The 18,305-nt window shown below is 66.8% G+C and carries 11 protein-coding genes and 1 tRNA gene; 5 read left to right on the forward strand and 7 right to left on the reverse strand.

The annotated features are described in order from the left end of the window. The first annotated feature begins 5 nt into the window (after positions 1 to 5). Together pgsA and DK254_RS11315 are read left to right on the forward strand one after the other, a co-directional pair. A complete protein-coding gene (gene pgsA / locus DK254_RS11310) occupies positions 6 to 566 on the forward strand; it encodes a CDP-diacylglycerol--glycerol-3-phosphate 3-phosphatidyltransferase (protein WP_009619678.1) in 561 nt (186 codons plus the stop codon). Between the two features lie 65 nt (positions 567 to 631). After that, a tRNA-Gly gene (locus DK254_RS11315) sits at positions 632 to 707 on the forward strand. Positions 708 to 999: 292 nt separating this feature from the next. Here the strand turns inward: DK254_RS11315 and DK254_RS11320 are convergent. The 5 genes from DK254_RS11320 to DK254_RS11340 form a co-directional block, all read right to left on the reverse strand. After that, the gene (locus DK254_RS11320) at positions 1,000 to 1,848 is read right to left on the reverse strand and encodes an amidohydrolase family protein (RefSeq protein ID WP_109933847.1); all 849 of its coding nucleotides are present in this window, start codon (positions 1,846 to 1,848) and stop codon (positions 1,000 to 1,002) included. A gap of 518 nt (positions 1,849 to 2,366) precedes the next feature. Continuing rightward, entirely contained in the window at positions 2,367 to 4,940 is a 2,574-nt protein-coding gene (gene mgtA, locus DK254_RS11325; protein WP_109933848.1) for a magnesium-translocating P-type ATPase, read from the reverse strand. Between the two features lie 634 nt (positions 4,941 to 5,574). Continuing rightward, complete coding sequence (locus DK254_RS11330; RefSeq protein ID WP_256595855.1) at positions 5,575 to 7,878, reverse strand: TonB-dependent siderophore receptor; 2,304 nt, start codon at positions 7,876 to 7,878, stop codon at positions 5,575 to 5,577. Positions 7,879 to 8,155: 277 nt separating this feature from the next. Beyond that, positions 8,156 to 9,145: a FecR domain-containing protein gene (locus tag DK254_RS11335; RefSeq protein WP_109933849.1), complete on the reverse strand. Its 990-nt coding sequence runs from the start codon at positions 9,143 to 9,145 to the stop codon at positions 8,156 to 8,158. Next, on the reverse strand, positions 9,145 to 9,699 hold the full coding sequence (locus DK254_RS11340; RefSeq protein ID WP_109933850.1) for a sigma-70 family RNA polymerase sigma factor: 555 nt from the start codon (positions 9,697 to 9,699) through the stop codon (positions 9,145 to 9,147). Before DK254_RS11340 ends, DK254_RS11335 begins: the two co-directional genes overlap by 1 nt. Before the next feature lie 221 nt (positions 9,700 to 9,920). Between DK254_RS11340 and DK254_RS11345 the strand changes: the two genes are divergently transcribed. Then, entirely contained in the window at positions 9,921 to 10,670 is a 750-nt protein-coding gene (locus DK254_RS11345) for a succinate dehydrogenase iron-sulfur subunit (protein WP_109933851.1), read from the forward strand. Positions 10,671 to 10,942: 272 nt separating this feature from the next. Here the strand turns inward: DK254_RS11345 and DK254_RS11350 are convergent, their stop codons facing one another. Then, positions 10,943 to 15,049: a bifunctional nitrate reductase/sulfite reductase flavoprotein subunit alpha gene (locus DK254_RS11350; RefSeq protein WP_109933852.1), complete on the reverse strand. Its 4,107-nt coding sequence runs from the start codon at positions 15,047 to 15,049 to the stop codon at positions 10,943 to 10,945. 440 nt (positions 15,050 to 15,489) lie between these two features. Here DK254_RS11350 and DK254_RS11355 point away from each other — a divergent pair, with 440 nt between their 5' ends. Together DK254_RS11355 and DK254_RS11360 are read left to right on the forward strand one after the other, a co-directional pair. Then, on the forward strand, positions 15,490 to 16,695 hold the full coding sequence (locus DK254_RS11355; protein WP_109933853.1) for an NAD-dependent formate dehydrogenase: 1,206 nt from the start codon (positions 15,490 to 15,492) through the stop codon (positions 16,693 to 16,695). Next, positions 16,692 to 17,165, forward strand: coding sequence for an HPP family protein (locus tag DK254_RS11360; RefSeq protein ID WP_109933854.1), 474 nt, complete (start codon positions 16,692 to 16,694; stop codon positions 17,163 to 17,165). Before DK254_RS11355 ends, DK254_RS11360 begins: the two co-directional genes overlap by 4 nt. Here DK254_RS11360 and DK254_RS11365 read toward each other — a convergent pair. Beyond that, positions 17,109 to 18,104 (reverse strand): LysR family transcriptional regulator, encoded by a 996-nt coding sequence (locus tag DK254_RS11365; RefSeq protein WP_109933855.1) that lies wholly within the window; start codon positions 18,102 to 18,104, stop codon positions 17,109 to 17,111. The genes DK254_RS11360 and DK254_RS11365 overlap by 57 nt on opposite strands. Positions 18,105 to 18,305: the final 201 nt, after the last annotated feature.

Consider the following 18,305-nt stretch of genomic DNA (forward strand, 5'->3'; position numbering starts at 1 on the left):
TCCCGATGAATATTCCGAACCTGCTCACTCTGCTCCGCGTCCTGCTCATCCCGATCTTCATCCTGCTGTTCTACATGCCGTTCCCGGGCAGCCACCTGGCCTCCAGCGCGGTATTCGCCCTGGCCGCGGCGACCGACTGGCTGGATGGATACCTGGCGCGCAAGCTGGGCCAGAGCACGCCGTTCGGCGCCTTCCTCGACCCGGTGGCGGACAAGCTGATGGTCGCGGTGGCCCTGGTTCTGCTGGTGGAAGAGCACGCCAACCTGTGGCTGACGCTGCCGGCGGTGATCATCATCGGCCGCGAGATCGTGGTCTCGGCGCTGCGCGAATGGATGGCCGAACTGGGCGCCCGCGCCCACGTCGCCGTGTCCAACCTGGGCAAGTGGAAGACCGCCGCGCAAATGGCGGCCCTGGTGATCCTGCTGGCCAACGCCCCGGTGTTCACCTTCTGGGTGCTGCTGGGCTACGGGCTGCTGATCGTCGCCGCGGCCCTGACCCTGTGGTCCATGCTGCACTACCTGCTGGCCGCCTGGCCGCACCTGAGCACCACCCCGAAAGAGAAATAACTTTTTTTGAATCAAAGGGTTGACGAGGCTCCAGAAAAAGATAGAATGGCGCCCGTCAACACGACGCGGGAATAGCTCAGTTGGTAGAGCACGACCTTGCCAAGGTCGGGGTCGCGAGTTCGAGTCTCGTTTCCCGCTCCAAATATTGACTTGCAGGGTTCGGTGAATGCTGTAAGTCGCTGAAGAAAGGGCCGAAAGGCCCTTTTTTCGTTTCTGCGCCATCTGCCGGAATCCACCCCCGGCCAGGGCTTTCAGGCCCATCTTCAAGTCCAGCCTTTCCGCAGGCACTTTCCGGATTCCTGCTGACGAAAGGCCCAATCCCAGGATCGGTCGTAATCAGGCGTTCCGGGTTGCGTACCGGGTTTCGGCAACTGTTTCGTTATCCGTTCCCCGCAGCGCCGTGATCACGACGGCGCTGCGGGCGTTGCGCCACTCAGTCGAGCCCGAACAGGCGTGCGGCGTTGCCGTGGAAGAAACGCTCCTGGACCTGCTCGGCCAGGCCGAGGCGCAAGGCGTCCTCGATGCTTTGGCGGATGGGCCTGAAGGTATAGGACGAGCCGAACAGCAACTGGTCGGCGAGGAAGCCGTTGGCTGCCTGCACGTAGGCTTCGCTACCGGGCAGGAACAGGTACATGTCCGGCACCAGGTGGATGTTCTCGTAGCGGAAGGCCAGGCCGATGGCCTGCTGCACGTTGGGCCAGAAGCCGTGGTAGACGACGATCCGCAGGTCGGGGAAGGCCCGGGCCACTGCCGCCAGGCGGCCGGGGTCGTTGTAGGCCGGGTCCGGCGTCGTTGGCCCGCTCATCAGGAACAAGGGAATGGCGCGCTTCTGCAGGTGCTCGTAGATCGGCCAGTACAGCGCATCGTCAGGGTGCCGGGCCGGTTCGCCGAAGCCGGGCTCCAGGTCGATGCCGGCGAGGCCCAGCTCGTCGATTGCATGATCGATCTCCGCCAGCGCAGCTTCCACGCCCTGCAACGCCGGGTCCACCGCGCCTATGCCAAGCAATTGCGCATGGCCATTCACGATGGCGTGGATCCGTTCGTTGGGCAGGTGCTGCGTTGGCGTATGCCGACCGACCACCACGGCCTTGTACAGGCCGGCGTCGCGCACCTCGGCAAGGAAGCCTTCGTGGCTCAGCGAGCGTTCGAAGTGGGTATCGTCGCCACGGGTGCCGACGCGCCGGTTCAGCCAGCGCGCCGTAGCGTGTTCGGCCGAGCCGGGCACGGCGCCGAAGAAGGGATGCAGGAAGGCGGGGCGGCAGCGCATGTCGATGATCTTCATGCTCGGATCTCCTGTTCCCGGTCGTCGTGGGGGAGGCTTGGGTCGCCGGAAGGTGGTGGGGCACAGAATGCGTCCAGACTCATGTTGCTATCCTCGTTGCCATCGTCGAAGTTGGGGCGTTCCCCGTGGGTGCACGCATGGCACGGGGTCTTGCTGGAATTCGGATCGACAGGCGTTCCCTTTGTGCTTTGCCCCGGCAGGCGCAGGCGATGCTGAACAGGCTAGTCAGGTTGACGCTGCGCACCTGGCAGGGCAGGGCTCATGCGAGGTGTTCCCGGGAATACGCCGTGGTGCCCCGAGGCAATCCCTGTGCCACCGGCGCCCCCAGTGGCTCCGGGGGCTGTGGCCTTGCGCCGGGCCTTTACTGTTGCTCTTCCGGCCATACTGTTGGGCGGCTGTCTCCAGGCCAACAGTTGGCCCGGTCCGCCGCAGCCGGCTTCAGGGCCTCCAGGCGTGGCCCGGGGCGAAAATGTCCTGGCTCACTTCTGGTCTGTTTCGCCGCCGCGAGCCCGCATCCGTCACGGAGGCGCCTGGCCCGTCGCTGGGTGGGCGGCCGTGCGGGCCTGCATCCAGCGGTAGAACCACCGCTTGGCGAACTCCACGGCCAGCAGGTAGGCCAGCACCATCCCGCCGAGCAGGGCGTAGAACATCGTCGGTGGCGGAACGAAGCCGAAGTAGCGCCCCGGCGGCGTGAAGGGTAGGGCTATCGCCAGGGCCACGACCGCCAGCGAGGTCATCGTCAGCAGCGGGTGCGCACGGCTGCGGAGCGGGTTGCCGCGGGTGCGGATGATGAAGATCACCAGCACCTGGGTGCACAGCGACTCGACGAACCAGCCGGTCTGGAACAGTTTCTCGCCGGCCTGCAGCACGTGCAGCATGACGTAGAAGGTGAGGAAGTCGAACACCGAGCTGATCGGCCCGATGATCAGCATGAAGTTGCGGATGAAGTCCAGGTCCAGCACCTGCGGGTGGCGGATGTCCCGGGTATCCACCTTGTCCAGCGGAATGGCGATTTCCGAGAGGTCGTAGAGGGTGTTGTTGAGCAGTATCTGCGTCGGCAGCATGGGCAGGAACGGCAGGAACAACGCCGCGCCGGCCATGCTGAACATGTTCCCGAAGTTGGAGCTGGTTCCCATCATGATGTACTTCATGACGTTGCCGAAGGTCCGGCGGCCCTCCAGCACGCCGGAGAGCAGTACGTGCAGGTCGTGCTTCAGGAGGATCATGTCGGCCGCCTCCTTCGCCACGTCCACCGCCGAATCCACGGACAGGCCGACGTCCGCCACGTGCAGCGACGGCGCATCGTTGATGCCGTCGCCCAGGTAGCCCACCACATGGCCGCGGGCGCGCAGGGCCCGGAGCACGCGCTCCTTCTGCCCGGGGTTGACCCGGCAGAACAGGTTGGCCGTCTCCACCCGGGCGCGCAGGGCCTGGTCGTCCATCCCGGCTATTTCCTTGCCGGTCAGCAGGCCCCTGACCGGCACGCCCAGTTGCCCGCAGACGTGCCGGGTGACCAGGTCGCTGTCGCCGGTGACGATCTTGATGCCCACGCCAACCCTGGCGAGGGCGGCCAGGGCGGCGCCGGCACTGGCCTTGGGTGGGTCGAGAAAGGCCACGAAGCCGGCCAGCACCAGCGCGCTCTCGTCGTCGACCCGCGCGTGGGGATGGTCCCGTGGGACTGGGCGCCAGGCGATGCCCAGCACCCGTAGCCCCTCCTGTTCGAGGGCGTGGTACTGGCCATGGACGGCTGCCTGCGCGGTTTCGTCCAGGGGGCGTGCGGCGGCTTCCGGCCCGCTTTCGTAGTGCGTGCAGAGGCCGAGAACGTCGTCGGGTGCGCCCTTGACCACCAGCCAGCGTGTCTGGCCATTGTCGATGAGCACGGAGACACGGCGTCGCTCGAAATCGAAGGGGACCTCGTCGATTTTTCGCCAGTTGCCCGGTTCGACCTGGCGATTGGCGAGGATGGCTTCGTCGAGCGGGCTCTTCAGGCCGGTCTCGAAAAAGCTGTTGAAGTAGGCCCGCTCCAGCACCCGCGCGCTGGGCCGGCCGAGTGGATCGACATAGCGTTCGAGGTGGATGACCGCTTCGGTCAGGGTGCCCGTCTTGTCGGTGCACAGGACGTCCATCGAGCCCAGGTCCTGGATGGCCGACAGGCGCTTGACGATCATCTGCTTGCGGGCCATGCGCAGGGCCCCGCGGGACAGGGTGACGGAAACCACCATCGGCAGCAGCTCCGGCGTCAGGCCCACGGCCAGTGCCACGGCGAACAGGAACGACTCCAGCCAGGGTTTGTGGAAGGCGGTGTTCACCAACAGCACGAACAGCACCATGAGCATCGTCAGGCGCATGATCAGCAGGCCGAAGCGGCGCGTGCCGAGTTCGAACGAGGTCGGCGGCGAGGGCCGCGCGATGCTGTCCGAAATGGCACCGATGGCGGTCCGGGCGCCGGTCCTGACCAGGCGCACCCGGGCGCTGCCGCTGATCACCGAGGTGCCCATGAACACCGCATTGCTGGCCTCGGCCAACTCGGTGGCCGAGGCGGGGGGCCGCTCCGGGTGTTTTTCCACGGGGTAGGGCTCGCCGGTCAGCAGCGCCTGCTTGACGAAGAAGTCCCGCGCCTCGAGCACCAGGCCGTCGGCGGGAACCATGTCGCCGGCGCTGAGCAGGACCAGGTCGCCGGGCACCACGTCCGTGACCGCGACCTCCAGCGGTGCGCCGTCGCGCAGTACGCTGGTGCGCACGGCGACGGATTGCTGGAGCTTTTCCGCCGCGGCATTGGCCCGGTATTCCTGGACGAAGTCCAGGGTGACGCTCAGCAGCACCATCGTGGCGATGATCGTGAAGTTGACCAGTTCGCCACTGAACGCCGAGACGGCGCTCGCGGCCAGGAGGATGAGCACCAGCGGATTCCTGAAGCGGCTGAGGTACTGACGCAGCATCGAGCGCCCGCGGAGCCGGTGAAATGCATTGGGCCCGAAGCGGGCGAGGCGTTCCCTGGCCTCGCTGGCCGACAAGCCTTCGTGGGGGCCTGTGGGCTCTGTGCCTACGCTCGTATCCAACCACCAGGGCCCGGGAGGCGCATCGTTCGGCATGTGAGTGGTCTCGGCCAGGAGCGTCGGTATCACCGCAGTGTAGTGCGGCCCGGCCGCCCGGCAATTCCGCAGAGGGCGCCCCAGGCGCGTACAGCTTCGCGCCACGCATGAGTCTCTTTCGACGGCACCAGCGCCATTGCCCTCGATGCTGGCGCCATGGTTCAGGGCGAAATTGCTGGATCGGTACCGCCCGCAGCTTTTCCCCTTCCTGGTGGACGTGCTGGGCTGGATCGAGCGGCGCAGGGCATCCACTGGTTGCGTTGGAAGAGATGCCCAACTCCGATGGCGTGGGAGAGGATGAGCCTCGGCGACCGGAGGGCTGCTCGACCGGTAGTCGCTACCGGGCAGCCTTGAGTTGTTGCCAGGCCTCGTCGAGCGAGTGTCGCTGGTCTGCTTTCAGGCTTTCCAGCAGGTAGGAGCGGCGCCGTTGTTCCACACTCATTACCTGCCTGGGCGCCTGCTTCAGTAGCGCCCGCCTGAAGAAGGCGCGCTCAGCCCTCCCTCCTGCCGAGCCCCAGACAGAAAAGACCGCCGGGTTGCCCCAGGCGGCCTTTTCAATTCGCGGCGTTGCTCACAAACAAGCCGTAGCCGGACGCGCTACCCGAGCGGAATCGATCGGGTAGCGCGCTCTGCCTTACCAGTTGTAGCTCACCTTGGCCGTGATCTCGCGGCCCGGGTTGTAGTAGTCCGCGCTACCGCGACCGACCACGTGCTGCTCGTCGAACAGGTTGCTGACGTTGATGGCCAGGTCGGTGTCCTTGAGTATCTGGTAGTTGAACGCGGCATCGAACAGCGTGGTGGCGTCGCTCTTGCCGGTATTGTTGAAGTCGCCGAAATAGTAGGCCCCTGTGTAGCGGGCGCCCAGGCCGACGCTGACATCCGTTCCCGGCACGTTGTAATAGCTCCAGAGCGAAGCCGAGTGCTTGGGTGCGGAGACGAGCTGGTTGCCCTTGATCGACACGACCTCGTAACCCGTCCCGGCCCATACCTGCAGCGCACCGCGAAGCACCTCGGTGTCCATGTAGGAGTAGCCGCCGACCAGGCTCAGGTTCTCCGTCAGCTCGGCCTTGACCTCCAGGTCGAGGCCACGCACGCGCTGCGAGCCCACGGTCTGCTGGTCGATGACGCCGTTCGGCTGCACGACCGCGGTGGCGACATCGTCCTGGGTCAGCTGGTAGACGGCAGCGGAGAACAGCGCGTTCATCTCCTGCGGCGAATACTTCACACCCACTTCGTACTGGGTGCCGCGCTCCGGAGTGACGCCGACCTCGGGCGGGGAAACCGACTCCACCATGCTGACGTAGGTGGAAACCTCATCGTTGACGATATAGGTCAGCGCGCCGCGGAAAGAGTTTTCCGAGAAGCTGTCCGAGGACTTGACCCCGTAGAGGTGGTCGGTTTCGGAAACGTCCATGGAGTCGTTGCGCATGCCGGCGGTGACGATGAAACGCTCGAAGAACGACAGGTTCTGCTGCAGGAACACCGACTTGATGGTGCTGTCCTGGTCCTTGTCTTGGTAGACGATGGCCGGCGAAACGCCGCGGTATACCGGGTTGGCAACGTCTATCGGGTCGGCGGAGCCATAGACGGAAACGTTCTTGGCAGAGGAGTCGAGATATTCCACGCCGACGATGCTGCTGCTATCGATGTTCTCGAAGCGCGCGTCGTACTGCAGCATCAGGTTGCCGTTGAACTGCTCGGCTTCGCTGTCGGAACCCAGGTAGCCACGGTCGACCAGGGTTCCGGTATGCCCGGAAGCGTCGCTGATATAGGCATAGCCGTATTCATCGCTCAGGTCGCTGTGGCGCAGGTTGCTGCGCAGGGTGAAACCGTTGTCGAAATCATGGGTGAAGTTGGCGCTGACGTTGGTGCGCTCGACATCGTGGAAGTTGTAGCTCGGCTCGCCGAAGAACTTGTCGCGGTCATACTCCCTGTCCATCGGGTAACCGCCACTGTTGGGCGTGTTGTCCTGGCGCAGGTGATCCACCACCAGGGTGGCGGAGGTATAGGCCGTCGGCGCCCAGGTCAGGCCGCCCATCAGGAAGTTGTTGTCGTCCTGGGAGTGGTCGTATTCGCGATCGCTGTCCTGGAACTTGCCGGTGAAGCGGTAGGCCAGGGTCTTCTCTTCGTTCGCATCGCCGGTGTCCAGGCCGGCCTCCATGTGGTTGAACGAGCCGTAGGTCGCATAGACCTGGCCGAACTTGTTGAAACGCGGCTGCTTGGTCACGAAGTTCACCGAGCCGCCCGGGTCGGCCGGGCCGAACAGCGTGGAGTTGGCGCCGCGCAGCACCTCGACGCGCTCATAGGCGAAAGGCTCCTCGCGCACGCCACGCATCGAGCCCAGGGTCAGGCCATCACGGTAGGTGGTGGCCTGGAAGCCGCGAATCAGGAAGTAGTCGTTGCGGTCATCGGTGCCGTAGTAGTCGGTGATGGTCCCCGGGGTGTACTGGAGGATTTCCTCGGTCGTGCTGGCGCTGCGCTGCTCGATTTCCTTCTGGGTCACGACGGAAACCGAGGCCGGGGTATTCTGGATGTTGGTCGCCACCTTGCCGCCGACCCACAGTTCCCGGGTCACCACCGAGGCGGAGGGGTCGTCCGCTACCGCCTGGGCGTTGACGATGACGGGAGCGAGGCGATAGGGCTCCGCGCTTGGCGCCCTCTGCAGCCCATAGCTGCCATCGGCCTGCTGAACGGCCTCCAGGCCGGTTCCGGAAAGCAGCGCGGCCAGGCCGTCCGACACCGTGTAGCTGCCTTGCAGGCCCGGGCTGGTCACGCCCTCGGCCATGCTGCCGGCACCGACCAGGTACACGCCTGCCTCACGGGAAAAACGCGTGAGCGCGCTGGCCAGCGGGCCGGCGGGAATGTCGTAGCTGCGCTCGGCGCTAGCCACGACGCTGTCCCCGGCCATGGCGACCGGCGACCAGCCGGCCAGGCCCATGGCGCTACCCGATAGCGCCAGGTGAAGCGCCAGGGTCAGCGGGCGCAGGGCAAAAGCGTGTGCGACAACACCCGGGTGGGCAGCGCGCGGGTGACAGCGGAGGGACATGGACGGCATTCCTCTGGGGACAAGGGTTGATGAGCGAAGACCCTCGACAGCCGATGCCATACGGCCCCTCAAGGCGCCGATGCGGCGATGTTTCACGTCTTCTCACTGGGTAAACCAGCGAGCAGGCGAAACCCGGAACCCTTTTTCCGATTTTTTTTGCCCGCCTTGCTCAGCGCCGGGCTTCGATGCTCGCCCACCAGGGCAGGGGCTGTTCGATACGGATCGGCAACGCCGAGGCCAGCATGCGCAGCACGCGCTCGGGGTCCTGGATGGGGAAGTTGCCATACACCCGCAGGTCGGCCACCTCATCGGCAACGCCGAGGTGGCCGTGGCGATAGCGGCGCAACTCCTGCACCACCTCGCGCAGGGAAATGTTGTCGGCCAGCAGCGAGCCCTGGGTCCAGGCTTCACGGGCCGCGTCGGCGGCCTGGCTGTCACCGATGCGGCTGGCGCTGAAATGCGCCTGCTGGCCGGCCTTCAGCACGCGGACGGGGCCCTTGGCAGTGCGTATTTCCACAGCGCCCTCATAGACGGCCAGCCAGGTTCGCTCGCCCTCGCAGCGCACGTTGAAGCGCGTGCCCAGCGCTTGCAGGCGCCCATGTTCGGTCTCGACGTAAAAGGGCCGCGCGCCCTTGGCGGTGGCGATGAACACCTCGCCGCGCACCAAGGTGACGCGGCGGGCCCGGGCACTGAACGCCAGGTCGATGGCACTGGCGGTGTTGAGCCAGGCGCGGGAGCCATCGGCCAGGGTTATCGCACGTTGCTCGCCAGTGGCGGTACGGTAATCCGCGCCCCAGGCCATCAGGGCGGGCGGCAGCAGCGCTTCACGCCAGCCCAGCCAGCCGCACAGGGTGCCAGTGCCGATGGCCGCCATTGCGGTCAGCAGCCGGCGACGCGAATGCATGCGTTCGGCGGCGATACCCAGCGCATCGGCAGCCAGGTGCGTGTCGGGCCGGCCACGCAGCGGCTCGAAGTTGCGGCTGACGCCTTCGACATAACGCCAGGCCTGCTCGTGCATCTGATCCGCGCCCAGCCATGCCTGCCAGTGGGCGCGCTGCTGGGCGCTGGCCTGGCCGTCACGCAGGGTGGCGTACCAGTAGGCCGCCTGCTCCAGCACGGCGTGCGAGGGCAGGGGGCTTTCGTGACCGGGGCTCGCCATCAGTAGAGCGGCTCCTGGCGCAACGCGGCAACCGTCTCGCCGGCGCGCAATGTCAGGCACGCGAGCATGGCCTGGGCCACGTACTTGCGTACCATGCGCCCGGAAACCCCCAGCTGCGCGCCGACCTCGTCGTCGGTCATCTCGCACACCACGGCGAGGGTAAAGGCCCGTGCCGCCTTGGCGGACAGCGTCTGCAGCATGCAGCTGATTTCCTCCAGGGCCTGCAGAACCGCGGCCTGCCGCTCGGCGGAGGGGCACTGCTCTTCCGGCAGCGCCGCCAAGGTGTCGAGCCAGGCGCGTTCGATTTCCTGGCGCCGCCACAGGTTGATGCACAGGTTCCTGGCGGTGGTTCGCAGATAGGCGCGCACCTCGGCCATGCTGGCGAAGCGCGGCTGGCTGGCCCCGCCGATCAGCCGCAGGAAGGTGTCGTGGGCCAGGTCCGCGGCATCGCTGGCGTGCCCCAGGCGCCTGCGCAGCCACGCCTGCAGCCAGCCGTGATGGTCGCAGTACAGTGTCTCCAGTGATGGAGGGGTGGCATAGGCAGATGAACTCACAGACAGTCACCACGCCGCTGGGTGGTGTCCCGCGGCCATCAGAGTCTTCTGGTAAATGAGAATCGATACTAATCATCACATAGCTTGCCATTGGCCAGCAACTCGGCGCCTCTGCCGGTGCTGCTCATATCGATGAGTCGTATAATTCCTGGGCTGCCGACAGAGGCCCGGCCAGATCGCCTGGAAGGTCCACGCTGGAGATCGGCCCGGAGGTGAGCGAGATGAAAGTCCGTATCTACCGTTATCTCCCGGAACAGGATGCAGCGCCGCGCCTGCAGGACTACACCTACGACCTGCAGCCGGGCGAGGACCTGATGGTGCTCGACCTGCTCGAGCACCTGAAGACCCAGGACCAGACGCTGACCTACCGGCGCAGCTGCCGCGAAGGCGTCTGCGGCTCCGACGGCATGAACATCAACGGCGCCAACTGCCTGGCCTGCATCACCAGCGTCTCGACCCTGCTCCACGGCGGGCAACTGCCATCCGGGCAGGCGATCAGGCCGCTGCGGGGCGACGTGGACATCGTCATACGGCCATTGCCCGGCCTGCCGGTGATACGGGACCTGGTCGTCGACATGCGGACGTTCTACAGGCAGTACGAACGGATAAAGCCCTACCTCATCAACGACGAGCCACCACCGGCCATTGAGCGGCTGCAGTCGCCGGAAGAGCGGGCCAGGCTGGATGGCCTGTACGAGTGCATCCTGTGTGCATGTTGCTCGACACAGTGCCCGTCCTGGTGGTGGAACCCGGACCGCTTCATCGGCCCGGCGGGCCTGTTGAACGCCTACCGCTTCCTCGCCGATTCCCGCGACACGGCCACCGAGGCGCGGCTGGCGGCGCTGGACGACCCCTTCAGCGTGTTCCGTTGCCGCTCGATCTACAACTGCATCGCCTTCTGCCCGAAAAAGCTCAAGCCACGGGCGGCCATCGGGCATATCGAGAGGCTGCTGCTGAAGCGCGGTACCTAGCCGGAGGCAGCCGCTCATGCCGGCGGCGAGCGGGGGCCAAGGGCTTGAGGGGAGGGCCCGCCCCGTTCCCGCTCGCTGCGGGAGGTTTTCACGGCGGCCCTGCTGGGACGCCTGATGGTGGTGCTCGACGACGCCACCCTGGGCGAGATCATCCGCCTGATAAGCGGACTTCGCCTCTTCTTCCGTTGGGGAGGGAAGCCCGTATCACGGGCGAGTTGGTAGGGGCGTGATGGACTGGCTGCGGGCTGGCAGGTGTCTCCTGGACATACGCTTCAATAGACGTCCCTGAGGTAGCGCTTCTGCTCGCTCAACGAGCGTAGGTACTGTGCGGCACCTTCCTCGTCGAGACCGCCATGGGCCTGGACCACCTCTCGGAGTGCCTGGTCGACGTCCTTGGCCATGCGGCTGGCATCCCCGCAGACGTAGAAGTACGCGCCTTCTTCCAGCCAGCGCCAAAGCTCGGCGCCGTGCTCGCGCATGCGGTCCTGCACGTAGATCTTTTCCGCCTGGTCGCGGGAGAAGGCCAGGCTCAGGCGGGTGAGCAGGCCGTCCTTGTGCAGGGTTTCCAGTTCGTCCCGGTAGTAGTAGTCGGTGGCCGCATGCTGTTCGCCGAAGAACAGCCAGTTGCGTCCGCCATCGCCGCGCGCCCGGCGTTCGTGCAGGAAGCCGCGGAACGGCGCCACGCCGGTGCCCGGGCCGATCATCACCATCGGCCGGTCGCCCTGTTCCGGCACGCGGAAGTGCCGGGATGCCTGGACGAAGACCGGTACCCGGGCTTCGCCGGCCCGGTCGGCCAGGTAGGTCGAGGCTACGCCCTTGCGCCGGCCGTAGCGGACGCTCGAGACGGTCAGCTGGACCTCGCCGGCCTGGGCCTTGGGGCTGGAGGAGATGGAGTAGAGGCGCGGCTGCAGGCGTTTGAGGGCGCCGAGGAACTCGCCGGCGTCGTGGCGCGCCGGGAACATCTGCAACACGTCGGCCAGTTGCCGTCCCCACAGCCAGTCCTTCAGCTCGGCCTTGCGCGGCCCCAGCAGTTCGCGCAGTTCCGCCTGGCCACTGCGTTCGGCGACCAGGGCCAGGGCTTCGCCGCTGGGCCGGGCGATCTCGTAGTGGTCCGCAAGCGCTGCCCGCAAGGGCATGTCGCCGACCTTGGCGACGGTCACGGACTGCTCCCCGTTCAGACCGGTAAGCAGCAGTACTTCCTCGACCAGCTCCGGGCAGTTGCGTGGCCAGACGCCGAGAGCGTCACCGGCTTCGTACTGCAGGCCCGAGTCGTCCAGGGCGAAGGCGAACTGGCGGGTGTCCTTGCTGGCGCCGTCGCCGTTCAGCCGCCGGTTGAGGACCAGGCGCAAGGGCACGGGATGCTCCTTGCCGATCGCTACCGGCGTTGCTGAAGGTGTCGGAGGGGGCGTGCTGGCGGCCGGCTTTCCGGGCTCCAGCTGTGCCAGCAGCTCGCCCAGCCAGCGTTCCGCGGTTTCCTCGAAGTCGGTGTCGCAGTCGAGGCGTGCGCCCAGGCGGCTGGCACCCAGCTCGGCCAGGCGGCGGTCGAGGTTCTTGCCGTGCTGGCAGAACTGGTCGTAGCTGGGGTCGCCCAGGGCGAGCACGGAATAGCGCAGGTGGGCCAGGTCCGGCGTGCCTGCGTTGAGCGTTTCCCAGAAGCTGCGGCCGTTGTCCGGCGGGTCGCCGTCGCCGAAGGTGCTGCTGAGCAGTACCAGGTTGCGCACGCTGCCGAGCTTTTCCGCCGGGTAGCTGTCCATGGCGGCCAGTTCCACGTTGCATCCCACGGTTTCCAGGCGCTTGGCGACGCGCTCGGCCAGGGCCTCGGCGTTGCCGGTCTGGGAAGCCCAGAGCAGGGTGACAGGGGCCGCGTCCGCCGCTTGCGGGGTGGGCAGCGACTGCTGGACGGGGGCCTCGAGTTGCACCGGCTGCTGGTTGGCCCGGCTGAACATGCCGGCCAGCATCCCGTCGAGCCAGAGCCGCGTCGGTATGGCCAGGGGCGCACTGGAGGGCAGGGTGGGTACGCCCGCATTCGGGGTGATCCGCAAGCCGCCGATGAAGCCGCTCATGTAGGCGCGTTCGGGCTCGCTCAAAGGCGGCGGTGTCGTGCCGGACACACCGAGCAGGGCGGCGAATGCATCGACAGGGGCCATATCGATTTCCTCGGGCAAGGGGTGGGGAGCATCCGCGTGGCTGCGAGCCGCGGGCGTTTCCAGGAACTGGTGGTCGATCAGTTCGACGCGGCGCAGGCTGACGGCGCAGAACTTGAATTCCGGCTGTTGCGAAAGCGGGTCGATGGCGTCGCTGGTGACGGCGTTGATCGCCAGGTTCTCGCCGTACAGGTCGTTCCAGTGGAAGGGCGCGAAGCAGCCGCCGGGCAGCACCCGGTCGGTCACTACCACGGGCAATACGGCGTGGCCACGGCGGGAGCGGATCTCCAGGTGGTCCTTGTCGCGCACGCCGAGGTCTTCCGCGTCTTCCGGGTGGATTTCGACGAAGGGGCCGGGGTTGAGCTTGTTGAGGGTGGCGATCTTCCCGGTCTTGGTCAGGGTATGCCACTGGTGCTGCAGGCGGCCGGTGTTGAGCACGAAGGGATAGTCGGCGTCGGGCATTTCCGCCGGGTCGAGGTGCGGCCGGGCGAAGAACTGCGCCTTGCCGCTGGGCGTGGGGAAGGCCAGGCGGGGGCAGGAGCCGTCGTCACTGAGCCTGGGTTTCTGGCTGATGCCGTCGTTGAGGTAGCGGATGGGCGCGCGGTCGTCGCCTTCGGCATCGGCGCATGGCCATTGCAGCGGGGTCTCGCGCAGGCGCCGGTGGCTGGCGCCGCGGATGTCGTAGCCGGTCTTGGGGTTGTGGAAGCGCTTGATCTCCTCGAACACCTCTTGCGCCGAGGCGTAGCAGAACGCTTCGGCGAAGCCCATGGCGCGGGCCACCTCGGCGATGATGCGCCAGTCGGCCATGGCTTCCCCGGGCGGTTCCACCGCCTGCTGCATGAGCGTCAGGTTGCGTTCGGAGTTGATCATCACGCCTTCGGCTTCGGCCCAGAGTGCCCCGGGCAGCAGCACGTCGGCGAAGCGGTTGGTCTCGGTGTCGAGGAAGGCGTCCTGGGCGATCACCAGTTCCGCGGCCTGCAGGCCCTCGATGACCTTGCCGCGGTTGGCGACGCTGGCCACCGGGTTGGTGCAGATGATCCAGCAGGCCTTGATCTTCCCGGCGGCCATGTCCTCGAACAGGGCGATGGTCCCGCCGCCCAGGCGGGTGTGCAGGGTGCCTTCGGGGACGCCCCAGGTCCGCTCGACGAAGCTCCGGTCGTCCTCGACCAGCACCGAGCGCTGCCCTGGCAGCCCCGGCCCCATGTAGCCCATCTCGCGACCGCCCATGGCGTTGGGCTGGCCGGTCAGGGAGAAGGGGCCGCTACCGCTCTGGCAGATCTTGCCGGTGGCCAGGTGCAGGTTGCAGATGGCATTGGTGTTCCAGGTGCCGTGGGTCGACTGGTTCAGGCCCATGGTCCAGCAGCTCATCCAGGCGCCGGCCTCGCCGATCCACTGCGCGGCCTGGCGCAGGGCCGCGGGATCGAGGCCGGTCAGTTCGGCGACCCGTTCCGGCGTGTATTCGGCGAGGAAGGGGGGAAGGTCTTCCCAGCCTTCGGTGAACTCGGCGATGAACCGTGCGTCGGTGTGGCCGTTGGCGTGCAGCAGGTGCAATAGGCCGTTGAGCAGCGCCAGGTCGGTGCCGGGGCGTATCTGCAGGAAGAGGTCGGCCTTCTCGGCGGTGGCGTTGCGCCGCGGGTCGACGACGATCAGCCTGGCCCCGGCCTTGACCCTGTCCATCAGGCGCAGGAAGAGAATGGGGTGACAGTCGGCCATGTTGGCGCCGATGACGAAGAACACATCGGCCTTGTCGAAGTCCTGGTACGAGCCGGGCGGGCCGTCGGCGCCGAGGGAGAGCTTGTAGCCGCTGCCGGCGCTGGCCATGCACAGGCGCGAGTTGGACTCGATCTGGTTGGTGCCGACATAACCCTTGGCCAGCTTGTTGACCAGGTACTGCGCCTCCAGCGACATCTGCCCGGACACGTAGAAGGCGATGGCGTCGGGGCCATGGGTGTCGAGAATGCTCCGCAGACGCTTGGCTGTGGAACCTATGACCTCGGCGATCGGCGCGCGCACCGGCTCACGGGTTCTGTCGTCGCGCCGGTAGGCATGTTCCATGCGGCCGGACTCGGCGATGGCCTGGCTGCAGGTGCTGCCCTTGGTGCACAGGCGGCCGAAGTTGGTCGGGTGCTGCTTGTCGCCCGCCACCTTGGCCACGCGGCCGTCCCGCACCTGCATGACGATGCCGCAGCCGACGCCGCAGTAGGGACACACGCTCCGAATCGTCTTTTCCGCCATGGCCGTTCCGCCCCTGAAAAGCAAAAACGCCATGCAGCCCTCCGTTGTCACGGGGGCTGCACGGCGTCGTTGTCGTGAGTGGGGCGATCGACGTTGATCGCCCGGGGTCAACCAGGCAATGCCTGTGCCAGCTACCGGCCGACCGGCTGGAAGCGCCGCCGCTGGCGGGCCTCAGGGCGACTGACAGCGCCTAGGCGGGTAGCACCTGCACCAACAAATGGCGACGTGCTCCAGATTGCGCCATGGCCTGGCGCCGATTGCCCAGCGGGCTCCTTGGCACTGCACAGCCGGCTTGAAAGCACGTGCGCTTGATAACCGGGCCTTATCAGGTGATCCAGCCAAACGATTGGATCACCCATGAACCCCCGCACCATGATGGCCGCACCTGACCGGTCAGCCGACACGGCAGGAACGAGCAACCCAATAACAAGGAGACTCACGTGGCCAAAGTAATCTGCGTTCTCTACGACGACCCCGTAGATGGCTATCCCACTCGCTATGCCCGCGACGACCTGCCGAAGCTGGAGTGCTACCCCGACGGGCAGACCCTGCCCACCCCCGAGGCCATCGACTTCACGCCCGGTACCCTGCTGGGCAGCGTCAGCGGTGAACTGGGCCTGCGTAAATACCTGGAGTCGCTGGGGCACGAGTTGATCGTGACGTCCAGCAAGGACGGCGCCGACAGCGTTCTGGATCGTGAACTGCACGACGCCGAGATCGTCATCTCGCAGCCCTTCTGGCCGGCATACATGACGGCAGAGCGCATCGCCCGGGCGCCGAAGCTGAAGATGATCGTCACCGCCGGCATCGGCTCGGACCACACCGACCTGCAGGCGGCGATGGACCACGGTATCACCGTGGCGGAGGTCACCTACTGCAACAGCAACAGCGTGGCCGAGCACGTGCTGATGATGATCCTCTCGCAGGTACGCAACTACATCCCGTCCTACAACCAGGTGGTGCAGGGGGGCTGGAACATCGCCGACTGCGTGGCGCGCTCCTACGACCTGGAGGGGATGCACGTGGGCACCGTCGCCGCCGGGCGCATCGGCCTGCGCGTGTTGCGCCTGCTCAAGCCGTTCGACGTGAAGCTGCACTACCTGGATCGCCACCGCCTGCCCGAAGCGGTGGCAAGGGAACTCAACCTCACCCATCACGACAGCCTGGAAAGCCTGGCCCGGGTGTGCGACGTAGTGACTCTCAACTGCCCGTTGCACCCGGAAACCGAGCACATGATCAACGCCGATACGCTCAAGTACTTCAAGCGCGGGGCCTACCTGATCAATACCGCGCGCGGCAAGCTGTGCGACCGCGACGCCATAGTCGCGGCCCTGCAGAGCGGCCAGCTCGCCGGCTATGCCGGTGACGTCTGGTTCCCGCAGCCTGCGCCGGCCGACCATCCCTGGCGGCACATGCCGCACCACGGCATGACCCCGCACATCTCCGGCACCAGCCTCTCGGCACAGGCCCGCTATGCCGCCGGCACGCGCGAGATCCTCGAGTGCTATTTCGAGAACCGGCCCATCCGCGATGAGTACCTGATCGTCCAGGGCGGCGAGCTCGCGGGTGTCGGCGCCCACTCCTACAGTGCCGGCAATGCCACTGGCGGTTCCGAGGAGGCGGCGCGCTACAAGGCCCGTACATGAACAGCCTGGCCACCACGGCCACCTCAGCCAGGCGGCCTCGCCGCCTGCTGATGGTCGGTACCGGCGTGTTCCTGGGGCTGGCCGCGGTCGGGGCGCTTGCCCACTACACGGGCATGCCCTGGGTGATGGGCTCGTTCGGGGCGTCCTGCGTGTTGCTGTTCGGCTTTCCCGAGGCACCGTTCTCACGGCCACGCAATGTGCTCGGCGGCCACCTCATCGCCTCGGCCATCGGCCTGGCCGTCCTGCACCTGGCCGGGGACGCCTGGTATGCGATGGCCCTGGCCGGGGCGCTGGCGGCGACACTGATGGTGGCCACCGATACGGTGCACCCGCCAGCGGGCAGCAACCCGGTGATCATCTTCCTCTACCAGCCGGACTGGAGCTTCCTGCTCCTGCCGACACTGGCTGGCGCGTCACTGCTGGTGGTGATCGCGCTCGCCCATCGCTACCTGTGGGGCCCCCGGCGCTGAGCGGCGCGCCCGGGGGCGCCGGGCGGGTTCCGCCGGCAGGAACCGATCGGCCCAGGCCTGTACGTCGAGGCTGGCGAAACTGCCAAGCGCGGCGTCCAGCAGCGGGCCCTGGCTGTCCTGCCGGCGGACCACCAGGCCGATATCGCGCTCCATGACCGGCTGAAGCACATGGGCATAGAGCGGCGCGCCGGCTTCCTGCTGGCACAGCACGCTGTGCGGCACGATGCTGTAGAAGCCCGAATGGCGCACGTGCGCACAGAGCGCGGTGAGCGAGTCGGTCTCGACCTGGGGCGTCAGGCTCAGGTCGCGCGCGGCGCACAGGGCGTCGATCCCCGCCCGGCACTGCATGTTGGTGCTCAGCAGGCACAAGGGCAGTTGTGCTGCGACCTCCCAGGTAAAGGCGCCGACAGCATTCAGTTGCTCGCGGCTGCCGGCCAGCAGCACATAGCGCTCGCGGAACAGCGGGATGACCTGATAACGGGCTAGGCGCGGGTCGTCCATGTAGGTGAGCCCGACGTCCAGCTCGTAATCCAGCAGTTTGCGCAGGATGTCCTCGGCCGGCAGCGTGTGGATGCCGTGGCGGATACGCGGGTAGGTCTGCAGGCAGCTCTGGGTGAGCAGGGGCACGAGCGGCAGCGCCGCGGGAATTGCGCCCAGGCGCAGGGTGCCCTGTGGGTCCGCTTCGTTCGAGCGGGCCTCGTCACGAAGATGTTCGCAGTCGGCGAGTACCCGGCGGGCCCAGGCGAGGACGCGCAGTCCATCGGCCGTGAAGCCCTGGAAGCGGCGTCCGCGCTGGACGATGACGATGCCCAGCTCCACCTCGATACTGCGGATTGCGGCGGACAGGGCCGGTTGCGACACATGGCAGACCTCGGCGGCACGGCCGAAATGTTGCTCGCGGGCCAGTGCGACCAGGTAGTTCAATTGCCTGATGAACACGGCAGGCACTCCTGTGGCCCGGTTGCACAGCGGGCCGGATCATTGTTCTGATTGGCCCCGCCGCTTGGAGGCCGAGGCGCCCCCACTATAGACGCCTGTGCCTTGCCTGCCGAGTCGCGGAACGTCGTAATGATCCCTGCCCACGACACTCGCGTCCCAACCTCGATGGTCTCGGGCAGTGCTCATGGAGAAGGTGTGGCT

Source organism: Pseudomonas sp. RW407 (assembly GCF_003176655.1).
GTDB classification, from domain to species: domain Bacteria; phylum Pseudomonadota; class Gammaproteobacteria; order Pseudomonadales; family Pseudomonadaceae; genus Pseudomonas; species Pseudomonas delhiensis.